Source organism: Pseudomonas sp. A014 (genome assembly GCF_052378495.1).
GTDB classification, from domain to species: Bacteria; Pseudomonadota; Gammaproteobacteria; order Pseudomonadales; family Pseudomonadaceae; genus Aquipseudomonas; species Aquipseudomonas machongensis.
Genome location: NZ_CP199001.1, coordinates 3,098,187 through 3,121,280 on the forward strand (window position 1 = coordinate 3,098,187; position 23,094 = coordinate 3,121,280).

22 protein-coding genes are annotated in these 23,094 nt (G+C 63.3%); 10 read left to right on the forward strand and 12 right to left on the reverse strand.

Annotation, left to right across the window (positions count from 1 at the left end):
- The first annotated feature begins 16 nt into the window (after positions 1–16).
- Positions 17–1,261: a saccharopine dehydrogenase family protein gene (locus ACTYOL_RS14050; protein WP_444756449.1), complete on the forward strand. Its 1,245-nt coding sequence runs from the start codon at positions 17–19 to the stop codon at positions 1,259–1,261.
- A 42-nt stretch (positions 1,262–1,303) separates the two neighbouring features.
- Here ACTYOL_RS14050 and ACTYOL_RS14055 read toward each other — a convergent pair whose 3' ends face one another.
- Together ACTYOL_RS14055 and mqo are read right to left on the reverse strand one after the other, a co-directional pair.
- Complete coding sequence (locus ACTYOL_RS14055; protein ID WP_444756450.1) at positions 1,304–1,702, reverse strand: RidA family protein; 399 nt, start codon at positions 1,700–1,702, stop codon at positions 1,304–1,306.
- 134 nt (positions 1,703–1,836) lie between these two features.
- Positions 1,837–3,411 carry a malate dehydrogenase (quinone) gene (gene mqo / locus ACTYOL_RS14060; protein WP_444756451.1) on the reverse strand — a complete coding sequence of 525 codons (1,575 nt, stop codon included), beginning with the start codon at positions 3,409–3,411 and terminating at the stop codon, positions 1,837–1,839.
- 239 nt (positions 3,412–3,650) lie between these two features.
- Here mqo and ACTYOL_RS14065 point away from each other — a divergent pair, with 239 nt between their 5' ends.
- The 4 genes from ACTYOL_RS14065 to ACTYOL_RS14080 all read left to right on the forward strand — a co-directional run bounded on the left by ACTYOL_RS14065 (position 3,651) and on the right by ACTYOL_RS14080 (position 7,617).
- On the forward strand, positions 3,651–5,078 hold the full coding sequence (locus ACTYOL_RS14065) for a hypothetical protein (protein WP_444756452.1): 1,428 nt from the start codon (positions 3,651–3,653) through the stop codon (positions 5,076–5,078).
- Positions 5,079–5,300: 222 nt separating this feature from the next.
- Positions 5,301–6,521 carry a putative DNA modification/repair radical SAM protein gene (locus tag ACTYOL_RS14070; RefSeq protein WP_444756453.1) on the forward strand — a complete coding sequence of 407 codons (1,221 nt, stop codon included), beginning with the start codon at positions 5,301–5,303 and terminating at the stop codon, positions 6,519–6,521.
- Positions 6,512–7,345 carry a TIGR03915 family putative DNA repair protein gene (locus tag ACTYOL_RS14075; RefSeq protein WP_444756454.1) on the forward strand — a complete coding sequence of 278 codons (834 nt, stop codon included), beginning with the start codon at positions 6,512–6,514 and terminating at the stop codon, positions 7,343–7,345. The genes ACTYOL_RS14070 and ACTYOL_RS14075 overlap by 10 nt, the downstream gene beginning before the upstream one ends.
- A 53-nt stretch (positions 7,346–7,398) precedes the next feature.
- Positions 7,399–7,617: a DUF2970 domain-containing protein gene (locus ACTYOL_RS14080; protein WP_054890753.1), complete on the forward strand. Its 219-nt coding sequence runs from the start codon at positions 7,399–7,401 to the stop codon at positions 7,615–7,617.
- 293 nt (positions 7,618–7,910) lie between these two features.
- On the opposite strand, the gene ACTYOL_RS14085 is transcribed toward ACTYOL_RS14080, so the two are convergent.
- Positions 7,911–8,990 (reverse strand): ABC transporter substrate-binding protein, encoded by a 1,080-nt coding sequence (locus ACTYOL_RS14085; protein ID WP_444756455.1) that lies wholly within the window; start codon positions 8,988–8,990, stop codon positions 7,911–7,913.
- A gap of 214 nt (positions 8,991–9,204) precedes the next feature.
- Between ACTYOL_RS14085 and ACTYOL_RS14090 the strand changes: the two genes are divergently transcribed.
- The 3 genes from ACTYOL_RS14090 to ACTYOL_RS14100 all read left to right on the forward strand — a co-directional run bounded on the left by ACTYOL_RS14090 (position 9,205) and on the right by ACTYOL_RS14100 (position 13,039).
- Entirely contained in the window at positions 9,205–10,857 is a 1,653-nt protein-coding gene (locus ACTYOL_RS14090) for a nitrite/sulfite reductase (protein ID WP_444756456.1), read from the forward strand.
- On the forward strand, positions 10,841–11,335 hold the full coding sequence (locus ACTYOL_RS14095) for a DUF934 domain-containing protein (protein WP_054890756.1): 495 nt from the start codon (positions 10,841–10,843) through the stop codon (positions 11,333–11,335). The genes ACTYOL_RS14090 and ACTYOL_RS14095 overlap by 17 nt, the downstream gene beginning before the upstream one ends.
- 126 nt (positions 11,336–11,461) lie before the next feature.
- Positions 11,462–13,039 (forward strand): hypothetical protein, encoded by a 1,578-nt coding sequence (locus tag ACTYOL_RS14100; protein WP_444756457.1) that lies wholly within the window; start codon positions 11,462–11,464, stop codon positions 13,037–13,039.
- Between the two features lie 64 nt (positions 13,040–13,103).
- On the opposite strand, the gene ureG is transcribed toward ACTYOL_RS14100, so the two are convergent.
- From ureG to ACTYOL_RS14140, 8 genes are read right to left on the reverse strand one after another with little or no spacing between them, the layout of a single operon-like run.
- Complete coding sequence (gene ureG / locus ACTYOL_RS14105; protein ID WP_054890758.1) at positions 13,104–13,727, reverse strand: urease accessory protein UreG; 624 nt, start codon at positions 13,725–13,727, stop codon at positions 13,104–13,106.
- 11 nt (positions 13,728–13,738) lie between these two features.
- Positions 13,739–14,413: an urease accessory protein UreF gene (locus ACTYOL_RS14110; protein ID WP_054890759.1), complete on the reverse strand. Its 675-nt coding sequence runs from the start codon at positions 14,411–14,413 to the stop codon at positions 13,739–13,741.
- The gene (locus ACTYOL_RS14115) at positions 14,413–14,958 is read right to left on the reverse strand and encodes a HupE/UreJ family protein (RefSeq protein WP_444756458.1); all 546 of its coding nucleotides are present in this window, start codon (positions 14,956–14,958) and stop codon (positions 14,413–14,415) included. The genes ACTYOL_RS14110 and ACTYOL_RS14115 overlap by 1 nt, the downstream gene beginning before the upstream one ends.
- 27 nt (positions 14,959–14,985) lie before the next feature.
- Positions 14,986–15,453 (reverse strand): urease accessory protein UreE, encoded by a 468-nt coding sequence (gene ureE, locus ACTYOL_RS14120; protein ID WP_153773761.1) that lies wholly within the window; start codon positions 15,451–15,453, stop codon positions 14,986–14,988.
- A gap of 10 nt (positions 15,454–15,463) precedes the next feature.
- Positions 15,464–17,167 carry an urease subunit alpha gene (ureC, locus tag ACTYOL_RS14125; protein ID WP_153773762.1) on the reverse strand — a complete coding sequence of 568 codons (1,704 nt, stop codon included), beginning with the start codon at positions 17,165–17,167 and terminating at the stop codon, positions 15,464–15,466.
- Complete coding sequence (locus tag ACTYOL_RS14130; RefSeq protein ID WP_054890763.1) at positions 17,164–17,481, reverse strand: urease subunit beta; 318 nt, start codon at positions 17,479–17,481, stop codon at positions 17,164–17,166. The genes ureC and ACTYOL_RS14130 overlap by 4 nt, the downstream gene beginning before the upstream one ends.
- Positions 17,482–17,500: 19 nt before the next feature.
- Positions 17,501–17,803, reverse strand: coding sequence for an urease subunit gamma (locus tag ACTYOL_RS14135; protein WP_054890764.1), 303 nt, complete (start codon positions 17,801–17,803; stop codon positions 17,501–17,503).
- 11 nt (positions 17,804–17,814) lie between these two features.
- Positions 17,815–18,648: an urease accessory protein UreD gene (locus tag ACTYOL_RS14140; RefSeq protein WP_151924570.1), complete on the reverse strand. Its 834-nt coding sequence runs from the start codon at positions 18,646–18,648 to the stop codon at positions 17,815–17,817.
- 369 nt (positions 18,649–19,017) lie between these two features.
- Here ACTYOL_RS14140 and ACTYOL_RS14145 point away from each other — a divergent pair, with 369 nt between their 5' ends.
- Positions 19,018–19,428, forward strand: a complete 411-nt coding sequence (locus ACTYOL_RS14145) for a DUF2946 domain-containing protein (protein ID WP_323452779.1) — start codon at positions 19,018–19,020, stop codon at positions 19,426–19,428.
- A 62-nt stretch (positions 19,429–19,490) separates the two neighbouring features.
- Positions 19,491–21,644 (forward strand): TonB-dependent receptor, encoded by a 2,154-nt coding sequence (locus tag ACTYOL_RS14150; protein WP_444756459.1) that lies wholly within the window; start codon positions 19,491–19,493, stop codon positions 21,642–21,644.
- An 86-nt stretch (positions 21,645–21,730) separates the two neighbouring features.
- Here ACTYOL_RS14150 and ACTYOL_RS14155 read toward each other — a convergent pair whose 3' ends face one another.
- On the reverse strand, positions 21,731–22,771 hold the full coding sequence (locus ACTYOL_RS14155) for an Ldh family oxidoreductase (RefSeq protein ID WP_444756460.1): 1,041 nt from the start codon (positions 22,769–22,771) through the stop codon (positions 21,731–21,733).
- Positions 22,772–23,094 lie beyond the last annotated feature (323 nt).

Sequence of the window (23,094 nt, forward strand, 5' to 3'; positions counted from 1 at the left end):
AGGAGCAAGGGATAAATTGAAGAAGAACGTTCTTATCATTGGTGCAGGAGGTGTCGCCAAGGTGGTGGCCCACAAGTGCGCACAGCATAACGACGAACTCGGTCGTATTGCGATTGCGTCACGGAACATCTCCAAATGCCAGGCCATCATCGACAGCGTCAAGGCCAAGGGTAGCCTCAAGGTACCCGCAGACATCCAGGCCTTCTCGCTCAACGCCCTCGATGTCGAGGCGACCAAGGCACTGATCCGCGAGACCGAATCGCAGATCGTGATCAACGTCGGTTCCGCCTTCCTCAACATGTCGGTGCTGCGTGCCTGCATCGATACCGGTGTCGCCTATCTCGATACCGCGATTCACGAAGAACCGGGCAAGATCTGCGAAACCCCGCCCTGGTATGGCAACTACGAGTGGAAGCATCTCGAGGAGTGCCAGCAGAAGAACATTACCGCCATTCTCGGTGTCGGCTTCGACCCGGGTGTGGTGAACAGCTACGCGAAACTCGCGCAGCAGCAGTATTTCGACCGCATTGATTCGATCGACATTCTCGACGTCAATGCCGGTTCCCACGGCAAGTACTTCGCCACCAACTTCGACCCGGAAATCAACTTCCGCGAGTTCACCGGGCAAGTATGGAGCTGGCAGAACAGCCAGTGGACCAGCAACACCATGTTCGAGGTCAAGCGCACCGACGACCTCCCGGTGGTGGGTTCGCAGAACCTCTACCTGACCGGTCACGATGAAGTACATTCGATCTCGAAGAACCTGAACGTACCCAATGTGCGTTTCTGGATGAGCTTCGGCGAACACTACATCAACGTGTTCACCGTGCTGAAGAGCCTCGGCCTGCTCTCCGAGCAACCGGTCAAGACCGCCGAAGGCCTTGAAGTCGTGCCGCTGAAAGTGGTCAAGGCCGTACTGCCCGATCCAGCATCCCTGGCTCCGGGCTACACCGGCAAGACCTGCATCGGCGATCTGGTCAAAGGCACCAAGGACGGCCAGGCACGCGAAGTGTTCATCTACAACGTCGCCGACCACGAAGAAGCCTACGCCGAGACCGACAGCCAGGGCATCTCCTACACCGCTGGCGTGCCGCCAGTGGCCGCAGCCCTGCTGGTCGCCCGCGGCGAGTGGGATGCCGGGCGCATGGTCAACGTCGAGGAACTGCCCGCCGAGCCGTTCCTCAAAACGCTGGACGTGATGGGCCTGCCGACCCGCGTCAAGGATGAAAAAGGCGATCGTCCCTGGGACGCTGAAGCCTAAGCAGCAAAAAGAAGGGGCGCCCGTTGGCGCCCCTTCTGCATTTCACCCCTGGCGCCCAACCGCCACGCACTTGATCTCCACCAGCAGCCCGTCATGGGCCAGTTCGCTGACACCAATACAGGTCCAGGGGCAGGTACCCCGCGGGAACAGCGCGTCCTTGACCTCACGAAACACCGCCATGTGCTCGCGCAAGCCGACATGATAGGTGGTCAGTTCCACCACATCCGCGAAATCACAACCGGCAGCCGCCAGCACGTCCCTCAGGTTTTCCCACGCCGCGTGAAACTGCTGCCGCGGGTCGGCAATGACCTGCAGATCCGCCGTACGCCCCACCTGACCGGCCAGATACAACGTACTACCGACCTTCAAGGCCGGCAGATAACCGGCACGTTCGGCAAGTTTCTGCTGGGAAGCGGGAATGATCGGAGTGCGGTCGCTCATTGAGGATGTCCAGTGCTTGAGATTGGACGCATCTTAGCAAGCGAACGCGAAAGCGAGCTGCGGCATGGCGGCACGCTTTCGAGACGGTAGCTCCGCATCTGGCGGCCCCGCACCAGGGCCGCCAACCGCCGGGCTCAGCCCGCTGGCGAAGTCAGAGGCTGCAGTTGCAGCACTTCATTGGTGTAGTCCCACTCCTCCTGCACCTTGTCAGGATGCTCGTTCAACTTGAGCCCGTAGCTTGGGATGATCTGGTGCAGCTTCTCCTGCCAGGGTGGTGAAGCGACCTTGTCCTTGAACACCTTGCGCAACAGGTCGAGCATGATCGGTGGCGCGGTCGAGGCGCCCGGCGAGGCACCCAGCAGGCCGGCAATGGTGCCGTCGGCGGAGGTCACGACCTCGGTGCCAAGCTTGAGCACCCCGCCCTGCTCAGGGTCGTTCTTGATGATCTGTACGCGCTGCCCAGCCTGCCACAGGCGCCAGTCTTCTTTCCTGGCATGGGGGAAGTAGGTCTGCAGCGCAGCGAAGCGGTCGTCGTCCGATTGCATGACCTGACCGATCAGGTACTGCACCAGGTCGAACTCGCGGACCCCGACACGCACCATCGGCCAACTGTTGTGTAGCGTCATGCTGCCGAACAGGTCGAGCAGCGAGCCTTCCTTGAGAAACTTGGTCGAGAAGGTTGCAAAAGGCCCGAACAGGATCACCCGCTTGCCATCGAGCACCCGCGTATCCAGATGCGGCACCGACATCGGCGGCGCCCCCGTCGAGGCGATGCCATAAGCCTTGGCCATGTGGCGCTCGGCAATGGCAGCGTTCTCGGTCACCAGGAACGATCCCCCCACCGGGAAACCTGCGTATTCCTTCGCCTCGGGGATGCCCGACTTCTGCAACAGAGGCAGCGCCGCGCCACCGGCGCCGATGAACAGGAACTTGGCATCGGTGGCCGACGTGCTGCCATCCTTGAGGTTCTTGTACTCCACATGCCACGAGCCGTCGTCGTTGCGGGTGATGTCCTGCACTTCGCTGGAGAGCTTGAGGTCGAAGTTGGGGCGGGTCTGCAGGTACGTCACGTACTGACGAGTGATCTCGCCGAAATTGACGTCTGTGCCGATCGGCGTCCAGGTCACCGCAAGCTTCTGGTTCGGGTCGCGTCCCTCCATCATCAACGGCACCCACTTGGCGATCTGTGCGTTGTCTTCCGAGTACTGCATGGGCTTGAACAGCGGGCTGGCCTGCAGCGCCTCGTAGCGCTTGCGCAGGAAACGGATATTGTCATCGCCCCAGACAAAGCTCATGTGCGGTGTGGCGTTGATGAACGAACGTGGGTTCTTCAGTACCCCCTGCTTGACCTGCCAGGCGAGAAACTGTCGGGTGACCTGAAACGACTCGTTGATCTCCACCGCCTTGCTGATGTCGATCTTGCCGTCCTTTTCTGGGGTGTAGTTCAGCTCGGCCAGCGCCGAATGCCCGGTACCGGCGTTGTTCCAGCCGTTGGAGCTTTCCTCGGCGACCTTGTCCAGCCGCTCGATCATCTCCATCGACCAACCGGGCTCGAGCTCGTTGAGCCACACGGCCAGCGTGGAGCTCATGATCCCGCCGCCCACCAGCAGCACATCGACCCGCTTGCTCTCGGCGGCCTGTACGGCCGTGAGGCCAAAGGCCAAGGCTAGGCCCGCCAGGGCCGGTTTGTATGAGATTGCGATCTGCATGTTCCCTCCGTCGAGGCCACACGGCCTCGCTCCAATCCGTGAAAGTGCCCTGCCCCTGGTCCGAGCGCTCGTGCCTTTGGTGTACAAAACCCACGCAAGCTTAGCTGAGTGATTCAGTCTGGTTAGTCAAGCTGCCATCACGCACAGCGTGAATGCTTCAGGCGCACCTGATATTTTTGTCAGTTACCGAAATTCATGCCCCTCGGTAGCATCAGTTTTCACTCTCGGGAGGCATGCACATGACCACGCTTACAACGCCACTGCTCAGCGCATCCGTCGGTAGTTATCATGGTCCGATCGATACAGACTACCTGGTCGTCTACCGCCTATTCGAATATAAAGATGGCCGCGTGATTGTCCACGTCGTGCTCAACAACGGGCAGATCGAAAAGTCCGAGCCTGTCGCCGCCGAGGGCATCGAAGCTTATATGAACAGCCTCGATTTCATCCTCGACCGCCCCGGGGAACCAGGTTATCGACGAATCCTCTATATACAAATTTTAGTTCCTGAGCAGCCTCCAGAAGACCCCGTAGAAACAATCTACGAGATTTTCACTCGCCCGCTGCCTGTCCGGGAGGAAGGCAACCAACAGACCCGTGGCCATCTACCGGGTATCACTCGCGCAGAGGGCATGGAAACGAGGGGCGGTTACACGACTGTCTTCGAGCGCATCCTCTACACAGTCCCGGGCGAGCAAAACTATCGCTTTCAATTGAATACGGAAAACAACTTCAACCCATGGAATACCTATGTACCTGAGCTTACAATCCCCTACTTGACGCCAGGCGACTACTACATTGACGAAGATCAAACTGTCTACGTGATTGCCGGCGTTCGCGCGATCAGCGCATCCGAGGTAGCGATTGTATTGGTTACTGCCGAGCTATCAACAAGCGACGCGAGGGTAAATGGCAGCCCCGTCAGCTTGCTGGGCGTTGACAACCTACCCGATAGGAAACGTGAACCTTTCGATCCGGCATCGGACGAAGAAGGCAGTAGACCGCAAGTCGCGTACGAGCAAACCCCTCTCCAGCAAGACCCCTTCCCGGAAGGTCCGGGTTTGGCCGCCAAACCGTACAACGAGTACGTCGTTGGGGGACAACGATATTCAGTGGCTGCGAGAAGGTTTCACTTACATGAACCTCGCATCTGTTTACTTTATGATAAAACCTCTGAAAGATCCTACAACGCTTTCATCAATCCTGATGATATACGCCACCATATCGTGACCGGCGACCTGGAGATCAGCAGCGACTTTCAGACGGTTTACTTCATGACCAAATCCCCCGACGAACCCATTGGCTATCGCCGCACGCGCGTAGAGCCGCTTATTCCGCAAGACGCGCCAACCCTTGATGCCTCTGCAGCGCTGGTGACACCTGGCCAGTCCATTATGATAGGCAACCAAAGAGAAACAGTTATCGGCCGCACACACTATTCGAACCCAAGCCCTTCACGCCTGTTAATCGTGACCACCTCGGGTAGTTATGCCACTCCATTGCCGCAGACTGAAACAACGCGTCTTTTGCCAGGGGACTTTTATTTCCTGAGCGACAGACTTCCTGTTCAAGCGTATTTTGTCCACGGACGCTATACAAACCCGGGAGAGTATATCAGCCGCCTAAATAGAAGAGCCGTCGGGTCGTTGCGATCAGATGCAAACTAGCGGGGGACCACGACATCGAGACGGGCAAGCCGGGCGCATTGCGCAAGATGGTCGGCGAAGCGCTTGCCGCCAAACGCCAGGATGCCGTGACCTTGGCGCATAACCAGGCCAGGACACCGCTCTCGCCTACCATCACCTGAAGGCTCGTTAGCCGACAGACACACTTGCAAACGGAGGAATCTCGAAATACTGTATGAAAAACCAGTATTTCGAGTTTTCCCCATGCAACTCATCGCCAAGCTCGGCATTCTCGCTGACGCCGCCAAATACGATGCCTCGTGCGCCAGCAGCGGCGCGCCCAAGCGCAGTTCGCGGGGGCGTGACGGACTTGGTGCCACCGATGGCATGGGCATCTGCCACAGCTACACCCCTGACGGGCGCTGCGTATCGCTGCTCAAGGTGTTGCTCACCAACTTTTGCCTGTACGACTGCCAGTACTGCGTCAATCGCCGCTCCAGCAACGTGCCGCGCGCACGCTTCAGCCCCGAGGAAGTGGTGCGCCTGACCCTCGACTTCTACCGGCGCAACTGCATCAGCGGGTTGTTCCTGAGCTCGGGCATCATTCGCTCGGCCGACTACACCATGGAGCAGTTGAACCGCGTTGCCAGGCTGCTGCGCGAAGAGCACGGCTTCCGCGGCTACATCCACCTCAAGACCATTCCCGACGCCGACCCGCTGCTGATCGAAGAAGCCGGACGCCTGGCCGACCGACTGAGCGTCAACGTCGAGCTGCCCACCGAGGCCAGCCTCAAGCGCCTGGCGCCGGAGAAACAGGCACACACCATCCGCCAGGCCATGGGCGTGATTCACCAGGGCCAGCAGGCCGTGGCCGGCGAACCGCGGGCGCCGCGTTTCACGCCAGCCGGCCAGAGCACACAGGTAATCGTCGGTGCCGACAACACCGACGACCGCACCCTGCTGCGCAACGCCGAATCGCTGTACCAGGGCTATGGCCTCAAGCGCGTGTACTACTCCGCCTTCAGCCCGATCCCGGACAGCCCGAACAGTGTGCCGCTCGCCGCACCGCCGCTGCTGCGCGAGCACCGCCTGTACCAGGCCGACTTCCTGATGCGCGGCTACGGCTACAAGGCCGGCGAGCTGCTCGGCCAGGCCGGTAACCTGGCGCTGGACATCGACCCCAAGCTGGCCTGGGCCCTGGCCAACCGCGAGGTCTTTCCGCTGGACCTGAACCGCGCCGAGCCCGCCCTGCTCGCCCGTATTCCCGGTATCGGCCTGCGCAGCGTACAGCGGCTGGTGGCGCTGCGACGCGAGCGGCGGATCCGCTACGACGATCTGATCCAACTGCGCTGCGTGCTGGAAAAGGCCCGGCCGTTCATCGTCACCAGCGATTACCGCCCGGCCCAGGCCGAACTGCGCAGCGGCTTGCTGCGCCAACGCCTGCGCGAACCGCAGGCACCGGTGCAGATGGGGTTATGGGCATGATCGCGCTGGATTGCGACGACCTGTTCGGCACCTGGCGCGACCAGGCGCGAGTCCTTCTCGGCCATGGCATCGACCCGGCCGAGGTGACCTGGGGCCAGGGGCCGATGGACGACCTGCTTGCCATCCCCACGCCTTTGCCACAAGGACCCGGCCCCTTCCGTGCGCGGGTGCCCGCGGCCTTGCTGGCACAGCTTGAGCAGGCCGCTCGCTATCGCGGCGAACAACGCTGGAACCTGCTGTACGAAGTCCTCTGGCGTGTCGCCCATGGAGATCGCACGGCAATGCTCGCCGGCGACCGCCTTGGCAGCGAGTTGCAGCGGCGTATCAAGCAGGTCTCCCGCGAGGCGCATCACCTGCACGCCTTCGTGCGCTTCGTGCCATTGCCGGAAGCGGTCGCCGAGCGCCTGCAACTGGACCTGGTGGCCTACCACGAACCTGCCCATGACATCCTTGAAAGCGCCAGTGGCCATTTTGCCGACCGCCTCGGGCGCCAGCGCTGGCTGATCGCAACGCCCACCGATGGCATACGCTTCGACGGCAGCAAGCTCGACTACCGTCGGCAGTGTCCGCGTGAATGGGTGAACTGGGCGCGCCATGCCGAAGATACCGGCGCCGAGCTGTGGCGTACCTACTACCGCTCCACCTTCAACCCGGCGCGGCTGAACCCTGATGCCCTGCGCCTGCATATGCCGGGGCGTTTCTGGCGCCACCTGCCCGAGGGCATGCTCATTCCCCAGCTCGAAGGTTTGGCGCGCCAAGGCAAGCAACGCGACGGGCAGGCACTGGAGGTTGGCTTGCAACGTGGCAAGCGGGTCGGGCGCTGAGCGCCGTTGTTGCCTACACTTTCGCTGATTGCCTCTGATTTCCGGGAGCCACCATGGACGATTCCAGCCAAGGCAAGCCACCCACCTTCTGGCAGATGCTGCACAGCATCCTGGCTGCCGCCTTCGGCGTGCAGAGCGGCAAGAACCGCGCGCGCGACTTCACCCACGGCAAGGCCAGCCACTTCATCGTGATGGGGGTGATGTTCACCCTGGTGTTCATCCTGGTGCTGGTGGGGCTGGTGCAGTTGGCGATGCATCTGACGGGGCGGTGAAACACTCATTTTGCGTGCGCAAGCCAGAACGCACCCGCCCGCGGAATTCTCTCCCGCGGGCGGCTCAGGTTGCAGTTCACGGTCTGAAGTTTGCGTTACTGATGGCTGACCCAGTACACAGCGGTCACGACAACCAGCACGATCAGGCACAGGATCGCCCAGGCGTCGACACTGCTGTCAGGCTTGCGGAGCTTGGTCGGGTTTCCCATTGCATTGCCTCTTGTAGTGGTTATGGGAATGCACGTCACACCAGCAGTTAAGTCCAGCAATGCCCTTTGCTCAAGCAGGGTCTTTCAATAATCGACGGGTGACGCCAGGAACGGGTAGCGATAGTCGGTGCCCCGCCCCTCTGCGCTGTAGCGGCGAAAGTCGATGCCATAGCCTTTACGGGCGCTCAGTTCCAGCCAGCGCTGCGCCTTCACCGCATCGATGGCCTGCAGCACTGGCAGGCGGTAGAGGTGTTGCCCGTCGCGGTCCATCGCCAGGCCCCGGGCGTCGTCATGCAGCATCACCATGGCCCAGCCGCCCAGGCTGAAATGCCCGCCCATGAGCACGCTCAGCCGCCCATCCACGCGAGCCTGCAAGGCCTCGGGCGAACTGTTGACCGCGCTGAACAACACATCGCGCCCCGGCACCAGGCCAACCGCCTCGAACGCCTGCATTGCACCGAACGCCATCTGGTCGTTCGCCGACCACACCAGGCGCACCCGCGGATAGCGCTGCAGCAGCAACTTGGCCTGCTCGAAGGCCCGTTGGCGGCTCCAGCCGCCATACACCAGCTGGCGCAAGCGTACGTGCGGAAACTCGGCCAACGCCCGCCGCATGCCTTGCTCGCGCAGTTGCGAAGCAGGCGTGGTGCTGATGCCGGAAAACGCCAGCAGCTCGATCGGTTCGCCTGTTCGGGGCAGGCTGGCGACCAGGTCGTGCAGCATCTGGTAACCCGCCTGTTCGTCATTGCCGACCAATGAGCCGAGCAGCGGCGCGTACTTGCCCGGCTGTGCCTGAATCGCCTCGGCCTGTCCCTCGGTCAGGCCGTTGTTGACCAACAACAGCTTGACCCCGCTGCCCTGCGACAGGCGCATGATCTCTGGCGCCACATACTGCTCGTTGACCAGCACCAGGTAGTCGGGCTTGTGCTCGCCCTGCAGGATCGCCCGCGCCTGCTCCAGTTGCCGCTCGGCCTGGCGCTCGCCGTACTCCACGCGCAGATCCATGCCCAGGTCGTCGGCCGCCGCTTGCATGAACCGCGAATAGCCAACCCAGAACGTCTCATCGGACAACCCGGGATTGAGAAAAACCACCGAAGCGGCTTGGGCGCTTGCCACCAGTGGCAGACCCAGGCACAGGCTGCGGCACAGCGTCCTGATGACCATGCGAGACATCCCTGCAAAAGCAAAGGATACAGTATAACGGCGCATGGCCATCACGGATAAATAGCAGCCAGTCTCACTTAGTCCAAATGGTTCTTTTCATATGCAAAAACATCACTTTAGCGCATAAATACAACCTGTTATCGTTCCCCCGCTCCGACCCGGAGTGCGCGGCCGTGCGCGCGATTAGCTGCATGCAGCCTGAGACAGGACTTTTATGTACGTATACGACGAGTACGATCAGCGGATCATCGAGGACCGCGTCAAGCAGTTCCGTGATCAGACCCGCCGCTACCTGGCCGGTGAGCTGAGCGAAGAAGAATTCCGCCCTCTGCGCCTGCAGAACGGCCTCTACATCCAACGTTTCGCCCCGATGCTGCGCGTCGCCGTGCCCTACGGCCAGTTGAACGCGCGCCAGGTCCGCATGCTGGCCAAGATCGCCCGCGACTACGACAAGGGCTACGCGCACATCTCCACCCGCCAGAACGTGCAGTTCAACTGGCCTGCGCTGGAAGACATCCCGGACATCCTGGCTGAACTGGCCACCGTGCAGATGCACGCGATCCAGACCAGCGGCAACTGCCTGCGCAACACCACCACCGACCAGTTTGCCGGTGTTGCCGCAGACGAGCTGATCGATCCACGCCCCTGGTGTGAGATCGTCCGTCAGTGGACCACCTTCCACCCGGAATTCGCCTACCTGCCGCGCAAGTTCAAGATTGCGATCAACGGTTCGAAGGAAGACCGCGCGGCCATCGAAGTGCACGACATCGGCCTTGAGCCTGTGCGCAACGAAACCGGCGAGCTGGGCTTCCGCGTGCTGGTCGGTGGCGGCCTGGGCCGCACGCCGGTGGTCGGCTCGTTCATCAATGAGTTCCTGCCCTGGCAGGACCTGATCAGCTACCTCGACGCCATCCTGCGCGTGTACAACCGTTACGGCCGTCGTGACAACAAGTACAAGGCGCGGATCAAGATCTTGGTCAAGGCCCTGACGCCAGAAGTGTTCGCCGAGAAAGTCGAGGCCGAAATGGCCCACCTGCGTGGCGGCAACAGCACCCTGACCGAAGCAGAAGTCCAGCGCGTCTCGCGTCACTTCATCGACCCCGAGTACCAGGCCCTCGACAATGTCGACTACAGCGCCCTGGACCAGGAGCACCCAGGGTTCGCCCGCTGGCGTTCGCGCAACACCCGTGCGCACAAGAAGCCTGGCTATGTGGCCGTGACCCTGTCGCTCAAACCTACCGGCGTCGCTCCAGGCGACCTGACCGACAAGCAGCTCGATGCCGTGGCCGACCTCGCCGAGCGCTACAGTTTCGGCTTCCTGCGTACCTCGCACGAGCAGAACATCATTCTCGCCGACGTCGAGCAGCGCCAGCTGCACGCGCTGTGGCTGGAACTGCGTGAAGGTGGTTTTGCCACACCGAACATCGGTCTGCTGACCGACATCATCTGCTGCCCAGGCGGCGACTTCTGCTCCCTGGCCAACGCCAAGTCGATCCCGATCGCCGAGTCCATCCAGCGCCGCTTCGACGACCTGGACTACCTGTTCGACATCGGCGAGCTCGACCTCAACATCTCCGGCTGCATGAACGCCTGCGGCCACCACCACGTGGGCCACATCGGCATCCTCGGCGTGGACAAGAAAGGCGAGGAGTTCTACCAGGTGTCGCTGGGCGGCAACGCCGCGCGCGATGCGAGCCTGGGCAAGATTCTCGGCCCCTCCTTCGCTCAGGACGACATGGCTGACGTGATCGAGAAGCTGATCAACGTGTACGTCGAGCAGCGCAACGAAGACGAGCGCTTCATCGACACCTACCAGCGTATCGGCATCGACCCATTCAAGGAACGCGTCTATGCAGCGAATCATTAAGAACAACCAGCTCATCGACGAAACCTGGCACCTGCTGCCCAAGGAAACCTCGTTCGACGAGCTGACCAACTGCGACGACTACATCGTTCCACTGCAGCTGTGGCGCGACCATGCCCATGCCCTCAAGGCCCGCGACGGCGGCCTGGGCGTGTGGCTGGACAGTGACGAAGAAGCCGAGGAAATTGGCGAGGACGTCCAGCACTTCCAGGTCATCGCCCTGAACTTCCCGGCCTTCACCGACGGGCGCAACTACTCCAATGCGCGCCTGCTGCGTGATCGCTACCAGTACAAGGGCGAGCTGCGCGCCATTGGCGATGTACTGCGCGACCAACTGTTCTACATGGCCCGCTGCGGCTTCGATGCCTTCGCCATCCGTGCCGACAAGGACCCGGAAGACGCGTTGCAGAGCCTGAAGGACTTCTCGGTCACCTACCAGGGTGCCACCGACGAGCCGCTGCCGCTGTTCCGCCGCCGCTGATCGCCGCCTGCTGTAACGAACGGCCCGCCTTCTGGCGGGCCGTTTCGTTTGCGCGTTTTTTCTAATGTTGAGTGCTGGCCTGCCGATATCACTGGTGTACCCGTATCTCTATTCGGCAGGACGCTAATGAATCCGATAACAGCTGCACAGCGCCTGGCCCCGGTCCTGACTGCCCCGCAACCGGCCCCGGCCAGCGCCAGCAACCCGACCGGCATCGCCAGTGTCTCGGCAGTCCCGAGCACCAGCGTGATTCTCGGCCAGAGCAACACCATCAGCGATTCCGAGACCTACTCGCGCCAGGGGCTGCTGCCAGGCCAGGTCCGCTATGCCTGGGAAAAGGACAGCCAGGACAAGCTCGCCACCACGCTGCAGACCGCCTTCCAGTCGTCCAGCAGCGCGGGCCGCTTCAAAGGCATTGGTGCGGCCTTGATCGAACAGCTCGCACAGAACGGCGGAAAGAACATCTCGCAGTCGGTGTTCGCCTTCAGCGACGACTCTCCAATCGACCCTGGCGTGCTCAAGCTGCAGCAGCAGCGCCTGCGCGAGAATCCCGACAGCGGCGTCACCTTCAGCCTGACCACCGCGTCCGGCGCGACCATTCGCTTGTCGCTGGCCAGTAGCGAAAAGGGCCTGGCGGTGAGCGCGGAAGTCGAAGGCGGCTCGCTCAGCAGCGAAGAACTCAAGGGCCTGGGCAACCTCGCCGACTCCTTCCAGTCCACCATCGATGGCCTCAACGAGGTGCCACCCCAGCTCAAGCTCGGCGCACTGGTCAAGCTCGATCCGAAGCTGTTCAGCGCCTTGCAGATAAACAGCAAGTTCGAATCCCTGAGCGGCGAGCAGACCTTCTCCCTGAGCCTCGATGACAAGGCGCGCAGCCTCAGCCTGCAGGGCCCGACCGGCCAGGTGCAACTGAGCCTGGACACCCAGGACGCCGAGCTGCTGGGCAAGTCGGCGCAGCGCAAGGCGGCGATCGACAACTACCTGACCCAGTTCGACGCCGCCCAGCGCCGTGGCCGTGGCGACGAGAACCTGATGAACCTGTTCAAGAACGCGTTCACCCAGCTCAACAGCATCGACGACAATCGCCAACCTGCGGTGCAAAGCCCGACGGCCCTGAACGACAAGGACCGCGCCCTGCTCAGCGGCCTGGCCGACTTCAGCGCCTCGATCAGCGAAACCACGCGCAGAAGCAACCCGATGCGCCTGGACGAAACCGACAGTTTCACCTTCAGCACCTCGCAGAGCACCACGGTCAAGAACCGTGGCCTGCAGGACCGGTCGGTGGAGCAGAACCAGCAGAGCAAACTCACCGCCTCGTTCCACCGCGGCCTCAATCCGCTGACCAACCTGGTGCTGGGCAGCGACCGCGAGTCGCAAAACTACAGCTACCACCTGATCGACGACCAGGCCAGCAGCACCACCCGCCTGGCCTATGACAAAGGCCAACTGGTGGAAGCCAGCGCCACCCAGCAGGCGAGCCAGAAAGAGCGGATCCTCACCTATGTCGATGGCCACCTGAAAAGCGACGTGACTACGCCCAAGGCGGTGACCCAGTCGCGCAACGTGCTGAACCTGCTCAGGGATTCATTCGAGCAGGACCGCATCGCCCAGCGCGATCGCGGTGTGTCGCTGCTCGAGGGGCTGCTGCAGTCGCAGCGCAGCCGCTGGTTGCTGCAGACCGATCCGTCGAAGATCGCGGCCTGACAAAGGACCTGTGGGGGCGGCGAACCGCCGCCGCCACAGTGACTGAGTCAAGCTCAGAGAAGGCTTACCCCCTCACCCCCAGCATCCCGCGATCGACGATGAAATCGATCACCGCCTGCAACCCGTCACCCTTCTTCAGGTTGCTGAACGTCCAGGGTCGCTCGGGGCGCATGCGGTTGGTGTCGCGCTCCATCACTTCCAGCGAAGCACCGACATAAGGTGCAAGGTCGGTCTTGTTGATCACCAGGAAGTCCGACTTGGTGATGCCCGGCCCGCCCTTGCGCGGGATCTTCTCGCCTTCGGCCACGTCGATCACGTAGATGGTCAGGTCGGCCAGTTCCGGGCTGAAAGTCGCGCTCAGGTTATCGCCACCACTCTCGACGAAGATCACCTCCAGGTTACCGAACTTGCGCGCCAGCGCTTCCACCGCCGCCAGGTTCATCGAGGCGTCTTCGCGAATCGCGGTGTGCGGGCAGCCGCCGGTCTCCACGCCAACGATACGCTCAGGCTCCAAGGCCCCGGCCTCGGTGAGGATGCGCTGGTCCTCCTTGGTGTAGATATCGTTGGTCACCACGGCGATGTGGTAATGATCACGCATGGCCTTGCACAGGGCCTCGAGCAGCGCGGTCTTGCCGGAGCCGACCGGGCCGCCGACACCGACGCGCAGGGGTTGCTGATAGCTTTGCATGTTGGCAGTCCTCAGGAACGGAACAAACGGGTGTATTGGGTTTCGTGTCGTGACGAGGCGATGGCCAGCAGCGGCAGGCCACCGCCCAGCTCGTCATCGCCAAGGGTCAGGGCCTGGTCGAGCACGGCGGGCAACTCGGCGCCCAAGTCGCGCAGCAATGTCTGGGCCGCCTGCTGGCCGAAAGGCACCAGCTTGACCCCAGCCATGACGGCGCCTTCAAGCCAGGCGAAGCCATGGCCGAGGGCCAAGTCGCGCAGCGGGATCGACCAGTGCGCGCCCAGCCAGGCCATGCCACCGAGCTGGGATAGCTCGATGCTCTCACGCCAGGCCGGCGCCTGGGCCAGTTGCCAGCCATCGAGCAGCCGCGCCAGGGCGCTGCCCCGCTGGCGCTCTTCAAGCCGCAGCTCGGCCGTCTCGCGGTTGGCCAGCAGAAACTGGGTCCAGCGTGCGAAGGCCTCGGCATCATCGTCCTGGCATGCGCGGTAGAGGCGCGCCAGCAACGGCCAGTCGAGACAGCCCAAGGTGTCGTGCAACTGCTCGCGCTGCCAGGCACAAAAGCCGGCCGTGTCACGCACCCAACCGGCCTCGACGGCCCACTCCAGACCTTGCGAGTAGGTGAAACCACCCACCGGCAGGCCCGGGCTCGCCAGTTGCAGCAGACGCAACAGCGCCAGGTCGCTGCTCATCAGCCGGCCAGCACGAACGCGGCGCCGGCCAGCAAGCCACCACCGAACAGCTTCTGCAGCTTGCTGTGGCGGCGCAGCAGGCAGCCTACGCCGAATCCGACCACCAGCAGCAGCGCACTGACGGTGACGAAGCCAGCGCTGAACAGCCAGAACGCGCTGGGCGTCGCTTCCACGCCGTGGGCCCAGCCATGGAACAGGGCGAACACCGGCATGGCGAGGGCCAGCAGCACCTGGCGATTAGGCAGCAGCATGGCGCAGGCGGCCACCACCAGCGAGATGGAGATCATGGTTTCGATACCCACCAGGTCACCGAACAGATGCCCCAGCACCGCACCGCCGAACATCGCCGAGAGCGTGGCCAGGGGCAAGCTCAGGTTGCGTCGGGTCAGCGCGGCCAATACGCCGGTACCCAGCAGCATGAGCAGGTGGTCCAGGCCTGTCAGCGGGTGCAGCAGGCCATCCTGCAGCGGGTTGTTGTCGTGGCCGGGGTGGGCGAAGGCTGGCAAGGCAATCATCAGTAACGCCAGGGCAAGGGCTTTTTTCATCGTGTGCTCCAAAGCAATTCGGAAGGATTACAGGCGAACGAACGGATGATCGTGGGCGTGGCCGTGAGGGGCGCTCTGGTAGGCGCCCGCCTCCGGCTCGAACGGCGCCTGCTCGATCAGTACCTCAAGGCCCAGGCCGCGCACCATTTCGTCCAGCACATGATCATGCTGGTAGCGCAAAAAGCCGGCCTCGATCTGCAACGGCACATGGCGATTGCCCAGGTGATAGGCCGCACGCGCCAGCGACAACGGATCGGCGCAGCGCACCGTGGACACACGCTCCGGTGCCGCCAGCACCTGCACCAGATGCTGGCCGTCGGCATCGGCGAGCAGTTCGCCACCGCGCAGCAGATGGCCGCGCTCGAGCATCAGGCCGGCTTCGCGGCCATCGTCGAGGGTCACGCGCAGGCGGCTCTTGATTCGGCTGTCCACATCCAGGGTGACAGTACCGGTGACCGAGGCAGCCTCGGCGACACGGCGGGTCAGGACAATCATGCTTGCTCCTTCAGAACAGGAAATAACGCTGGGCCAGCGGCAGTTCGCTGGCCGGTTCGCACACCAGCAACTCGCCATCGGCGCGCACCTGGTAAGTCTGGGCATCGACCTCGATCAACGGCTGCAGGCCGTTGTGCACCATGTCGGCCTTGCGCACCCGGCGACAGCCGCGGGTGACCCCGATCAGGCTGCGCAGCCCGAGCTCCTCGGCCAACCCACGGTCCATGGCGGCCTGGGGCAGGAAAGTCATGCGCGTGGCGTGGCGAGCTGCACCGAAGCTTGCGTACATCGGGCGGTAGTGCACCGGCTGCGGGGTCGGGATCGAGCCGTTGATATCGCCCATGGGCGCCGTGACGATCAGGCCGGCCTTGATCACCGCCGACGGCTTGACACCGAAGAACGCTGGCGACCAGACCACCAGGTCGGCCAGCTTGCCTACCTCCACCGAACCGACCTCGTGCGCGATGCCATGGCTCAGCGCCGGATTGATGGTGTATTTGGCGATGTAGCGCTTGACCCGGAAGTTGTCGCTGTAGCTGCCGTCCGGCGCCAGGGGCCCACGACGCACCTTCATCTGGTGGGCCACCTGCCAGGTCCGCAGCACCACTTCGCCGACCCGACCCATGGCCTGGGAGTCGGACGACGTCATGGAGAACGCGCCCATGTCGTGGAGGATGTCCTCGGCGGCGATGGTCTCACGGCGGATACGCGACTCGGCAAAGGCCACGTCTTCGGCAATGCTCGGGTCCAGGTGGTGGCAGACCATGAGCATGTCCAGGTGCTCATCCACGGTGTTGATGGTGTAGGGCAACGTCGGGTTGGTCGAGGACGGCAGCACGTTGGCCTGCCCCGCCGCGCGAATGATGTCCGGCGCATGACCACCGCCCGCCCCTTCGGTATGGAAGGTGTGGATGGTGCGATCGCCAATCGCTGCCAGGGTGTCCTCGATGCAGCCGGATTCGTTGAGCGTATCGCTGTGGATCGCGACCTGGATGTCCATCTCTTCGGCCACGCTCATGCAGCAATCGATGGCCGCCGGCGTCGAACCCCAGTCTTCGTGCAATTTCATGCCCATGGCACCGGCGGCGATCTGCTCGCGCAGCGGTTCGGGCTTGGAGACGTTGCCCTTGCCGAGAAAACCGATGTTGATCGGCAAGCTGTCGGCAGCCTGGAGCATGCGCGCCAGGTACCAGGGCCCCGGCGTACAGGTGGTGGCGTTGCTGCCGGTCGCCGGACCGGTGCCGCCGCCGATGAAGGTAGTGACGCCGCTGGTCAGGGCTTCATCCACCTGCTGCGGGGAGATGAAGTGGATGTGTGTGTCGATGCCGCCTGCGGTGACGATCTTGCCCTCGGCGGCGATCACTTCCGTCGCTGCGCCAACCGGAATGGTGACGCCGGGTTGAATGTCCGGGTTGCCCGCCTTGCCGATGGCGACGATACGCCCCCCGCGCACGCCGATGTCGGCCTTGACGATCCCCCAGTGATCGATGATCAGCGCATTGGTCAGCACCAGGTCCACGGCTTCGGCGGCCAGCATCTGGCCCTGCCCCATGCCATCGCGAATGACCTTGCCACCACCGAACTTGACCTCCTCGCCATAGATCGTGAAGTCCTTCTCGACTTCGACCCACAGCGCCGTATCGGCCAGGCGCACGCGGTCGCCGACGGTGGGTCCGAACATATCGGCATAGGCCCGACGGGAAATACGGCTCATGCCTTGCCCTCCAGCGCGCCCATCACCTTGCCCTGGAAGCCATACACTTCACGCTTGCCGGCGTAGGCCACCAACTGCACGGTACGTGACTGGCCAGGCTCGAAACGCACGGCGGTGCCGGCGGGGATGTCCAGGCGAAAACCCCGAGCTGGTTCGCGCTCGAACACCAGCGCATCGTTGACTTCGTAGAAGTGGTAGTGCGAGCCGACCTGCACCGGGCGGTCGCCATGATTGGCAACGCTGACGCTGACCGTTTCACGGCCGACATTGAGTTCGATGTCGCCTGCGGCGACCTGGATTTCTCCGGGAATCATGAATGCCTCCTGGGCAGCGTCAGACGATAGGCTCGTGGACCGTCACAAGCTTGGTGCCATCGGGGAAGGTCGCCTCCACCTGGACGTCGGGGATCAGTTCCGGCACGCCCTCCATGACCTGGTCACGGCTGAGCACCTCGCGGCCCAGGCTCATCAGTTCGGCGACCGTGCGACCGTCACGCGCGCCCTCCATCACTGCGGCGCTGATCAGTGCCACAGCTTCCGGGTAGTTGAGCTTCAATCCACGGGCCAGGCGGCGCTCGGCGACCAGCGCGGCCGTGAACAGCAGCAGTTTGTCTTTCTCTCTCGGGGTCAGCTCCATGGGAGGCTCTCTCAGGTGGCCCAGATGCGCGGCGGGCTCGGCGCCAGGCCCAGGACGGCCGGGCGCAACAGATGCCAGAGGCGCTGCAGGGTGCGTTGCACATGTTGGTTGTCGTTATCGAGCAGGCGAATCACCAGCAACGGCCCGAGCAGAGTCGCGCCAGCCGGAGTGTCCACGTCGTCGAGCACCTGGCGTACCTGCTCGAGCAGGTGCGTATCGGCAGGTGCGGCGCAGAAGGTCGCGACCAGCGGATAACCGCCGAGTTTTTCCAGATGCCCGCCCTCTACGCGCAGGCGCTCGTGGAGCCCCGGCTCGTGGGGCAGCTCGACCTGCAGTCGGCTGTCGAGGGCGCCATGATCGAAGTGCTCGTTCATCACCGGACGGCCCAGGCACAAGGTTTCCCAGGCCAGCAGGCGAGCGCCGGGTTCAAGGGTGAAACGGCTGTCGAGCCGGGCCCGGGCGCCGTCGAAGAAGATGCTGTCGTGAGGCAGCCATTCCAGCGTGCTGTCAGCCGCCAGGTGGAAGCGTTGCGCCAGCTGCGCGGTCGGACCGATGCTGCGGTAGAACTTGCTCGCGCCAGGCATGGTCAGCAGCGCGTGGCTGCCAGGCTCCAGATGGATATCGAGTTCGAGCCGGTCACCTGCGACGATGCCGCCGGGTGGGTGAAGGATGTAGACATGACACGGCGCGCCTTCAGGATAGAACGGGCGCTGCACCAAAAGAGGGCCGTAATGTTTGCGCGCACCAAGGCGAGTCACGTCCCCGCGCTTGACGAAGCGCAATTGCAGGTGAGCACTCCAGCCGCTATCGCCTTCAGATTGTTCGAATTGTTGCGCGGACGACATCCTGCAGCCCCTGAAATCCGTGGTGTGGCTAAATATTGGCTGATCTGTCGCGTTTACCTACGATGGGGTACGCAATGACCGCTTGTCTGAATTGCTGAACTGATATAGCAGGTTGCGGGCCAACTCCGCAGATGAACGAAGATGAAATTTTTCGGTCGCCGCTCCGGGATAGGGCGCCGCGCACAACCACGGAGCGGCCTTGAGCCCGGTTTCGGTGCTTATGGGTCCAGGGGCTGCGTGGGGGGCTGTAGAGTGCTTCAAGCAGGCTTACCCGCGAAAACGGCACCGCGATATTCGCCACGGCGCTGCGACAATCGACCACACCAACACCGCCACCCTCCCCGCCATCCGAATGGTAGATTCGCGGCCATGAAAACCACCCGTCGGACACGTTCGCTGACCGCCTGGACGCTCTATGCCAGCGTTCTGTTCAGCCTGTTGCTCTGTGGCCTGCACCACGGCCAGATGAGCGGCCTGCGTCTGTCGGGCCTGGACGGTGGTTTCTGCGCCCTCGACAGCACCGGCAAAGGCCCGGCCATCGACCTGGGCGACAGCAGCAGCGACCAGCACATGGCCCAGCTCGATTGCCCGGTGTGCTCCTCCTTTGCGCTGGCCGTGCCGCTGACCGGCAGCCTGTGGTCATTCCCTGCAGCACACAGCGGGCCCCCCTCGCCGATCATCGTGCGCAGTTGGGCGCAGCCGCCGCCGCGCTACCTGCGCCCCGCCATCCCGCCCCGCGCATCCCCTTCCGATTTCCCCGCAGCAGCGCCCCTCGCCTGACCCCAGGCGGGCACGCCCGTGCCCGCGGGTCAGCCATGACCTTTGCGTGGAATCACTACAACATGATCCGCAACACTTCTCTGGTGCTCCTGATGGGCACCACCTGCACCTGTGCCTGGGCCGACGTCGCCCCCGTGCAACTCGACGCCACCACCATCGACGCCGAACAGCAGGCGCCCTCCGGTGTGCAACTGGACGAACCAATCCGTACTGGCTCGCGCCTGGGCCTCACCGCACGGCAGACACCCGCTTCGGTCAGCGTCTCGGACCGCCGGGTGATCGAGCAGCGTGACGCCAAGGACAGCCAAGACGTGATCAACGCCATGACCGGCGTCAACGCCTCGGCCAACCCCGGCTACGGTGGTTTCGTCGCCTACCGTGGCTTCACCCAGAACCAGGTGACCCAGCTCTACAACGGCATCAACCTGGGCTACAGCAGCGCCACCCGTCCGGTGGATGCCTGGGTGCTGGATAGGGTCGAGCTGATCGGCGGACCGTCGTCGTTTCTGCATGGCGCCGGTGCCGTGGGTGGCTCGATCAACTACATCACCAAGCTCGCCAGCCGCGAAGCACAGACCCTCGACGGACGTATCCGCTATGGCAGCTACGACGACTCGGAAGTCGCCTTCGGCATCAACCAGGCCCTGGCCGAGAACCCCGCCGATGCCCGTCACTTCGCACGCCTGGACTTCAGCCACAGCCAGGGCAATGGCTACATTGACCGCAACCAGCGCAACACCGACAGCCTGGCCTTCTCGTTGCTCAGCGACCTCTCGCCCAACCTCACCCACACCCTGGCCCTGGAGTACCAGGAGGACAAAGAGGACAGCCCCTACTGGGGTTCGCCCATCCTGCCGGGGCGCAGCACCATGAAGATCGACAAGAGCCGCCGCTTCGAGAACTACAATGTCGCCGACGGACGCTACGAGCAGCGAGTGCGCTGGCTGCGCTCGATCCTCGATTACCAGGTGAGCGACAGCACCAGCGTGCAGAACACCCTCTACTACTACAATGCCCAGCGTGATTACCGCAATCTTGAAAGCTACCGCTACAACAGCGCCGGCAACGTGGTGCGCTCCAGCCCCTACCTGCAGCGCCACCAGCAGAGCGTGATCGGCGATCGCGTCGAGCTGCGCCACGACAACAGCCTGTTCGGGCTGAGCAGCCAGTGGTCGCTGGGGCTGGACTGGTCGAGCATGCACCAGACCCTGTACCCGACCTCGGGCGGCTACAGCGACGTGGTCGATCCGGATCACTTCGACCCCGGCAGCTTCTACGACATTCCGGGTGTCAATCGCGGCCTGACCAAACAGCGACGCAACGAGGTGCTCAATCGCGCGCTGTTCGCCGAGAACCGCCTGCAACTGACCGACCGCCTGGCCCTGCTGACGGCCCTGCGCTACGACTACCTGGACATGCAGGTCACCAACTATGGCCCGGTCAGCCCCAGCTCGCCGGCCTACTTCGAGCGCCGCTGGGAGCCGCTGTCCGGACGCATCGGCCTGACCTACGAGCTGACGCCGACAGCCAGTGTCTATCTGCAGTACAGCAACTCCGCCGACCTGCCGGCCGGTTCGCTGGCATCGGCGACCTATTCCAACGTCGGCTTGTTCGACCTGTCCAAGGGCGAGCAGTGGGAGGCCGGCAGCAAGTTCGACTTCCTTGACGGACGCGGCGCCGCCACCGTGGCGGTCTACCAGATCGTGCGCAAGGATTTCGCGGTGCGTGACTCCAACGACCCCAACCTGACGGTGCAGGCGGGCCAGCAGACCTCGCGCGGTATCGAGCTGTCCGGGCGCCTGCAGGTCACGCCCAAGCTGTTGGCCGAGGCCAACTACGCCTATGTCGATGCCCGATACGATGAATTCAACGAAGCGGTGGGCGGCGTGTCGGTATCTCGCAAAGGCAATGCACCGGTCAACGTGCCGGCCAACGTCGCCAACCTGTGGTTGAGCTATGCCTTCACTCAAGACTGGTCGGCCGGCGTGGATGCTCGCTACGTCGACTCGGTCTACGCCGACAACGCCAACAGCCTGAAGGCCCCCGCCTACACCCTCTTCGGCGCCTTCGCCCGCTATCGCCTGGACCAACACACCACCCTCACCGGTCGCGTACGCAACCTCACCGATGAGGTGTATGCCAAGCAGGCTTATGGGCAGCAGTACTACATGGGCGCGCCGCGCACCTTCGAGGTGGCGATGGATGTGAAGTTCTAGCGCGGCTACGCGCAGAGCAAAGCGTCTGAATGCTGGCGTGCCCCCTGTGGGAGCGCGCCAGCTTGATGCTCGCAAGGATGGGTACGCTACAGCGGTCGATCCGACGCCAGCAAACGTTCGAGCCCTTGCCACTCCTGCTCGCTAACCGCCACGCCTTCGCGCTGCGAAACCGCCCGCTCCCTGAACCGCCGCTCCCCCGGCAAGCGCGACAACCCCGCCGTGTGCATCTGCTCCACCAATGCACGACTGCGCTCGGCAAAACGCCCGCCTTCGGCCTTGCTCGGGTCGATGACGATGATCAACTGCCCGGTCCAGGGGGTCTTGGCGCCTGGATGCTGCGACCAGTCGAACTCCCAGGAAAAATGCCCGCCCGTCAGCGCCGCCGCGAGTAGTTCGACCATCATCGACAGCGCCGAGCCCTTGTGCCCACCGAACGGCAGCAAGGCGCCGCCTTCGAGAATCGCCTTGGGATCGGTGGTCGGCTCACCTTCGGCATCGACGCCGACACCTGGCGGCAATTGCTCACCCTGGCGCGCAGCGATCTGTACATCGCCATGGGCCATGGCACTGGTGGCCATGTCGAAGACGATCGGGGCAAGCCCCTGGCATGGCGCCGCGAAGGCGAAGGGATTGGTGCCGAACAACGGTTTGCGCGCGCCGTGGGGCACCACGCAGGTCATGCTGTTGACCACACTCAACGCAACCAGGCCCTCTTCGGCAAAGGGTTCCACATCTGGCCAGAGCGCCGCGAAATGGTGGGAGTTATGGATAGCCAGCACGGCAATACCCGCCTGCCGCACCTTCTCCACCAACAGCGTGCGTGCCGCCGCCAGGGCTGGCTGGGCGAAACCGCCCCTGGCATCGACCCGCACGAAGCCTGGAGCGACATCCGTGACCTCGGGCACCGCAGCGCCATCGACCCAGCCGCTGGCCAGGGTCGAGACATAACCCGGCATGCGGAACACACCATGACTGTGGGCACCATCGCGCTGGGCGCTGGCGCAGTTGGCGGCCAGCACTGCCGCCACTGCCTCGCTGCATCCATGACGCTGGAAGATCTGCTGCAACCGCTCCTGCAACTGCGCAAGAGGAACACGTACGACAGGACCTGTGGACGGTGCGGACATCTGAAGCTCCCTTTATTGGATTTGGAATGGCGATGGCCCAGGGCACTGCCTGCCACTCTTCCCTCGGCGAGGGTGTGCTGTCAAATCCGGCCAGCACCGCAAACGCCAGGTTTATTGCAGCGCTGCAAAGACCCGACTGCATCGTTAAATATTATTGACCTACTCCCCTGCCAAAGCCTTGTCGGCTCAGGCTTGCAGCAGTTAGAGCCCCCGAAAACAGGCCAATTGCCCCATGAAGCCGACGCGTCAGTCGTTTGACATATTAAACGGCTCTGGCAAGCTATGAAGCATGTCCCGACCGGTTCCGCAGCCTTCAAGCCGCG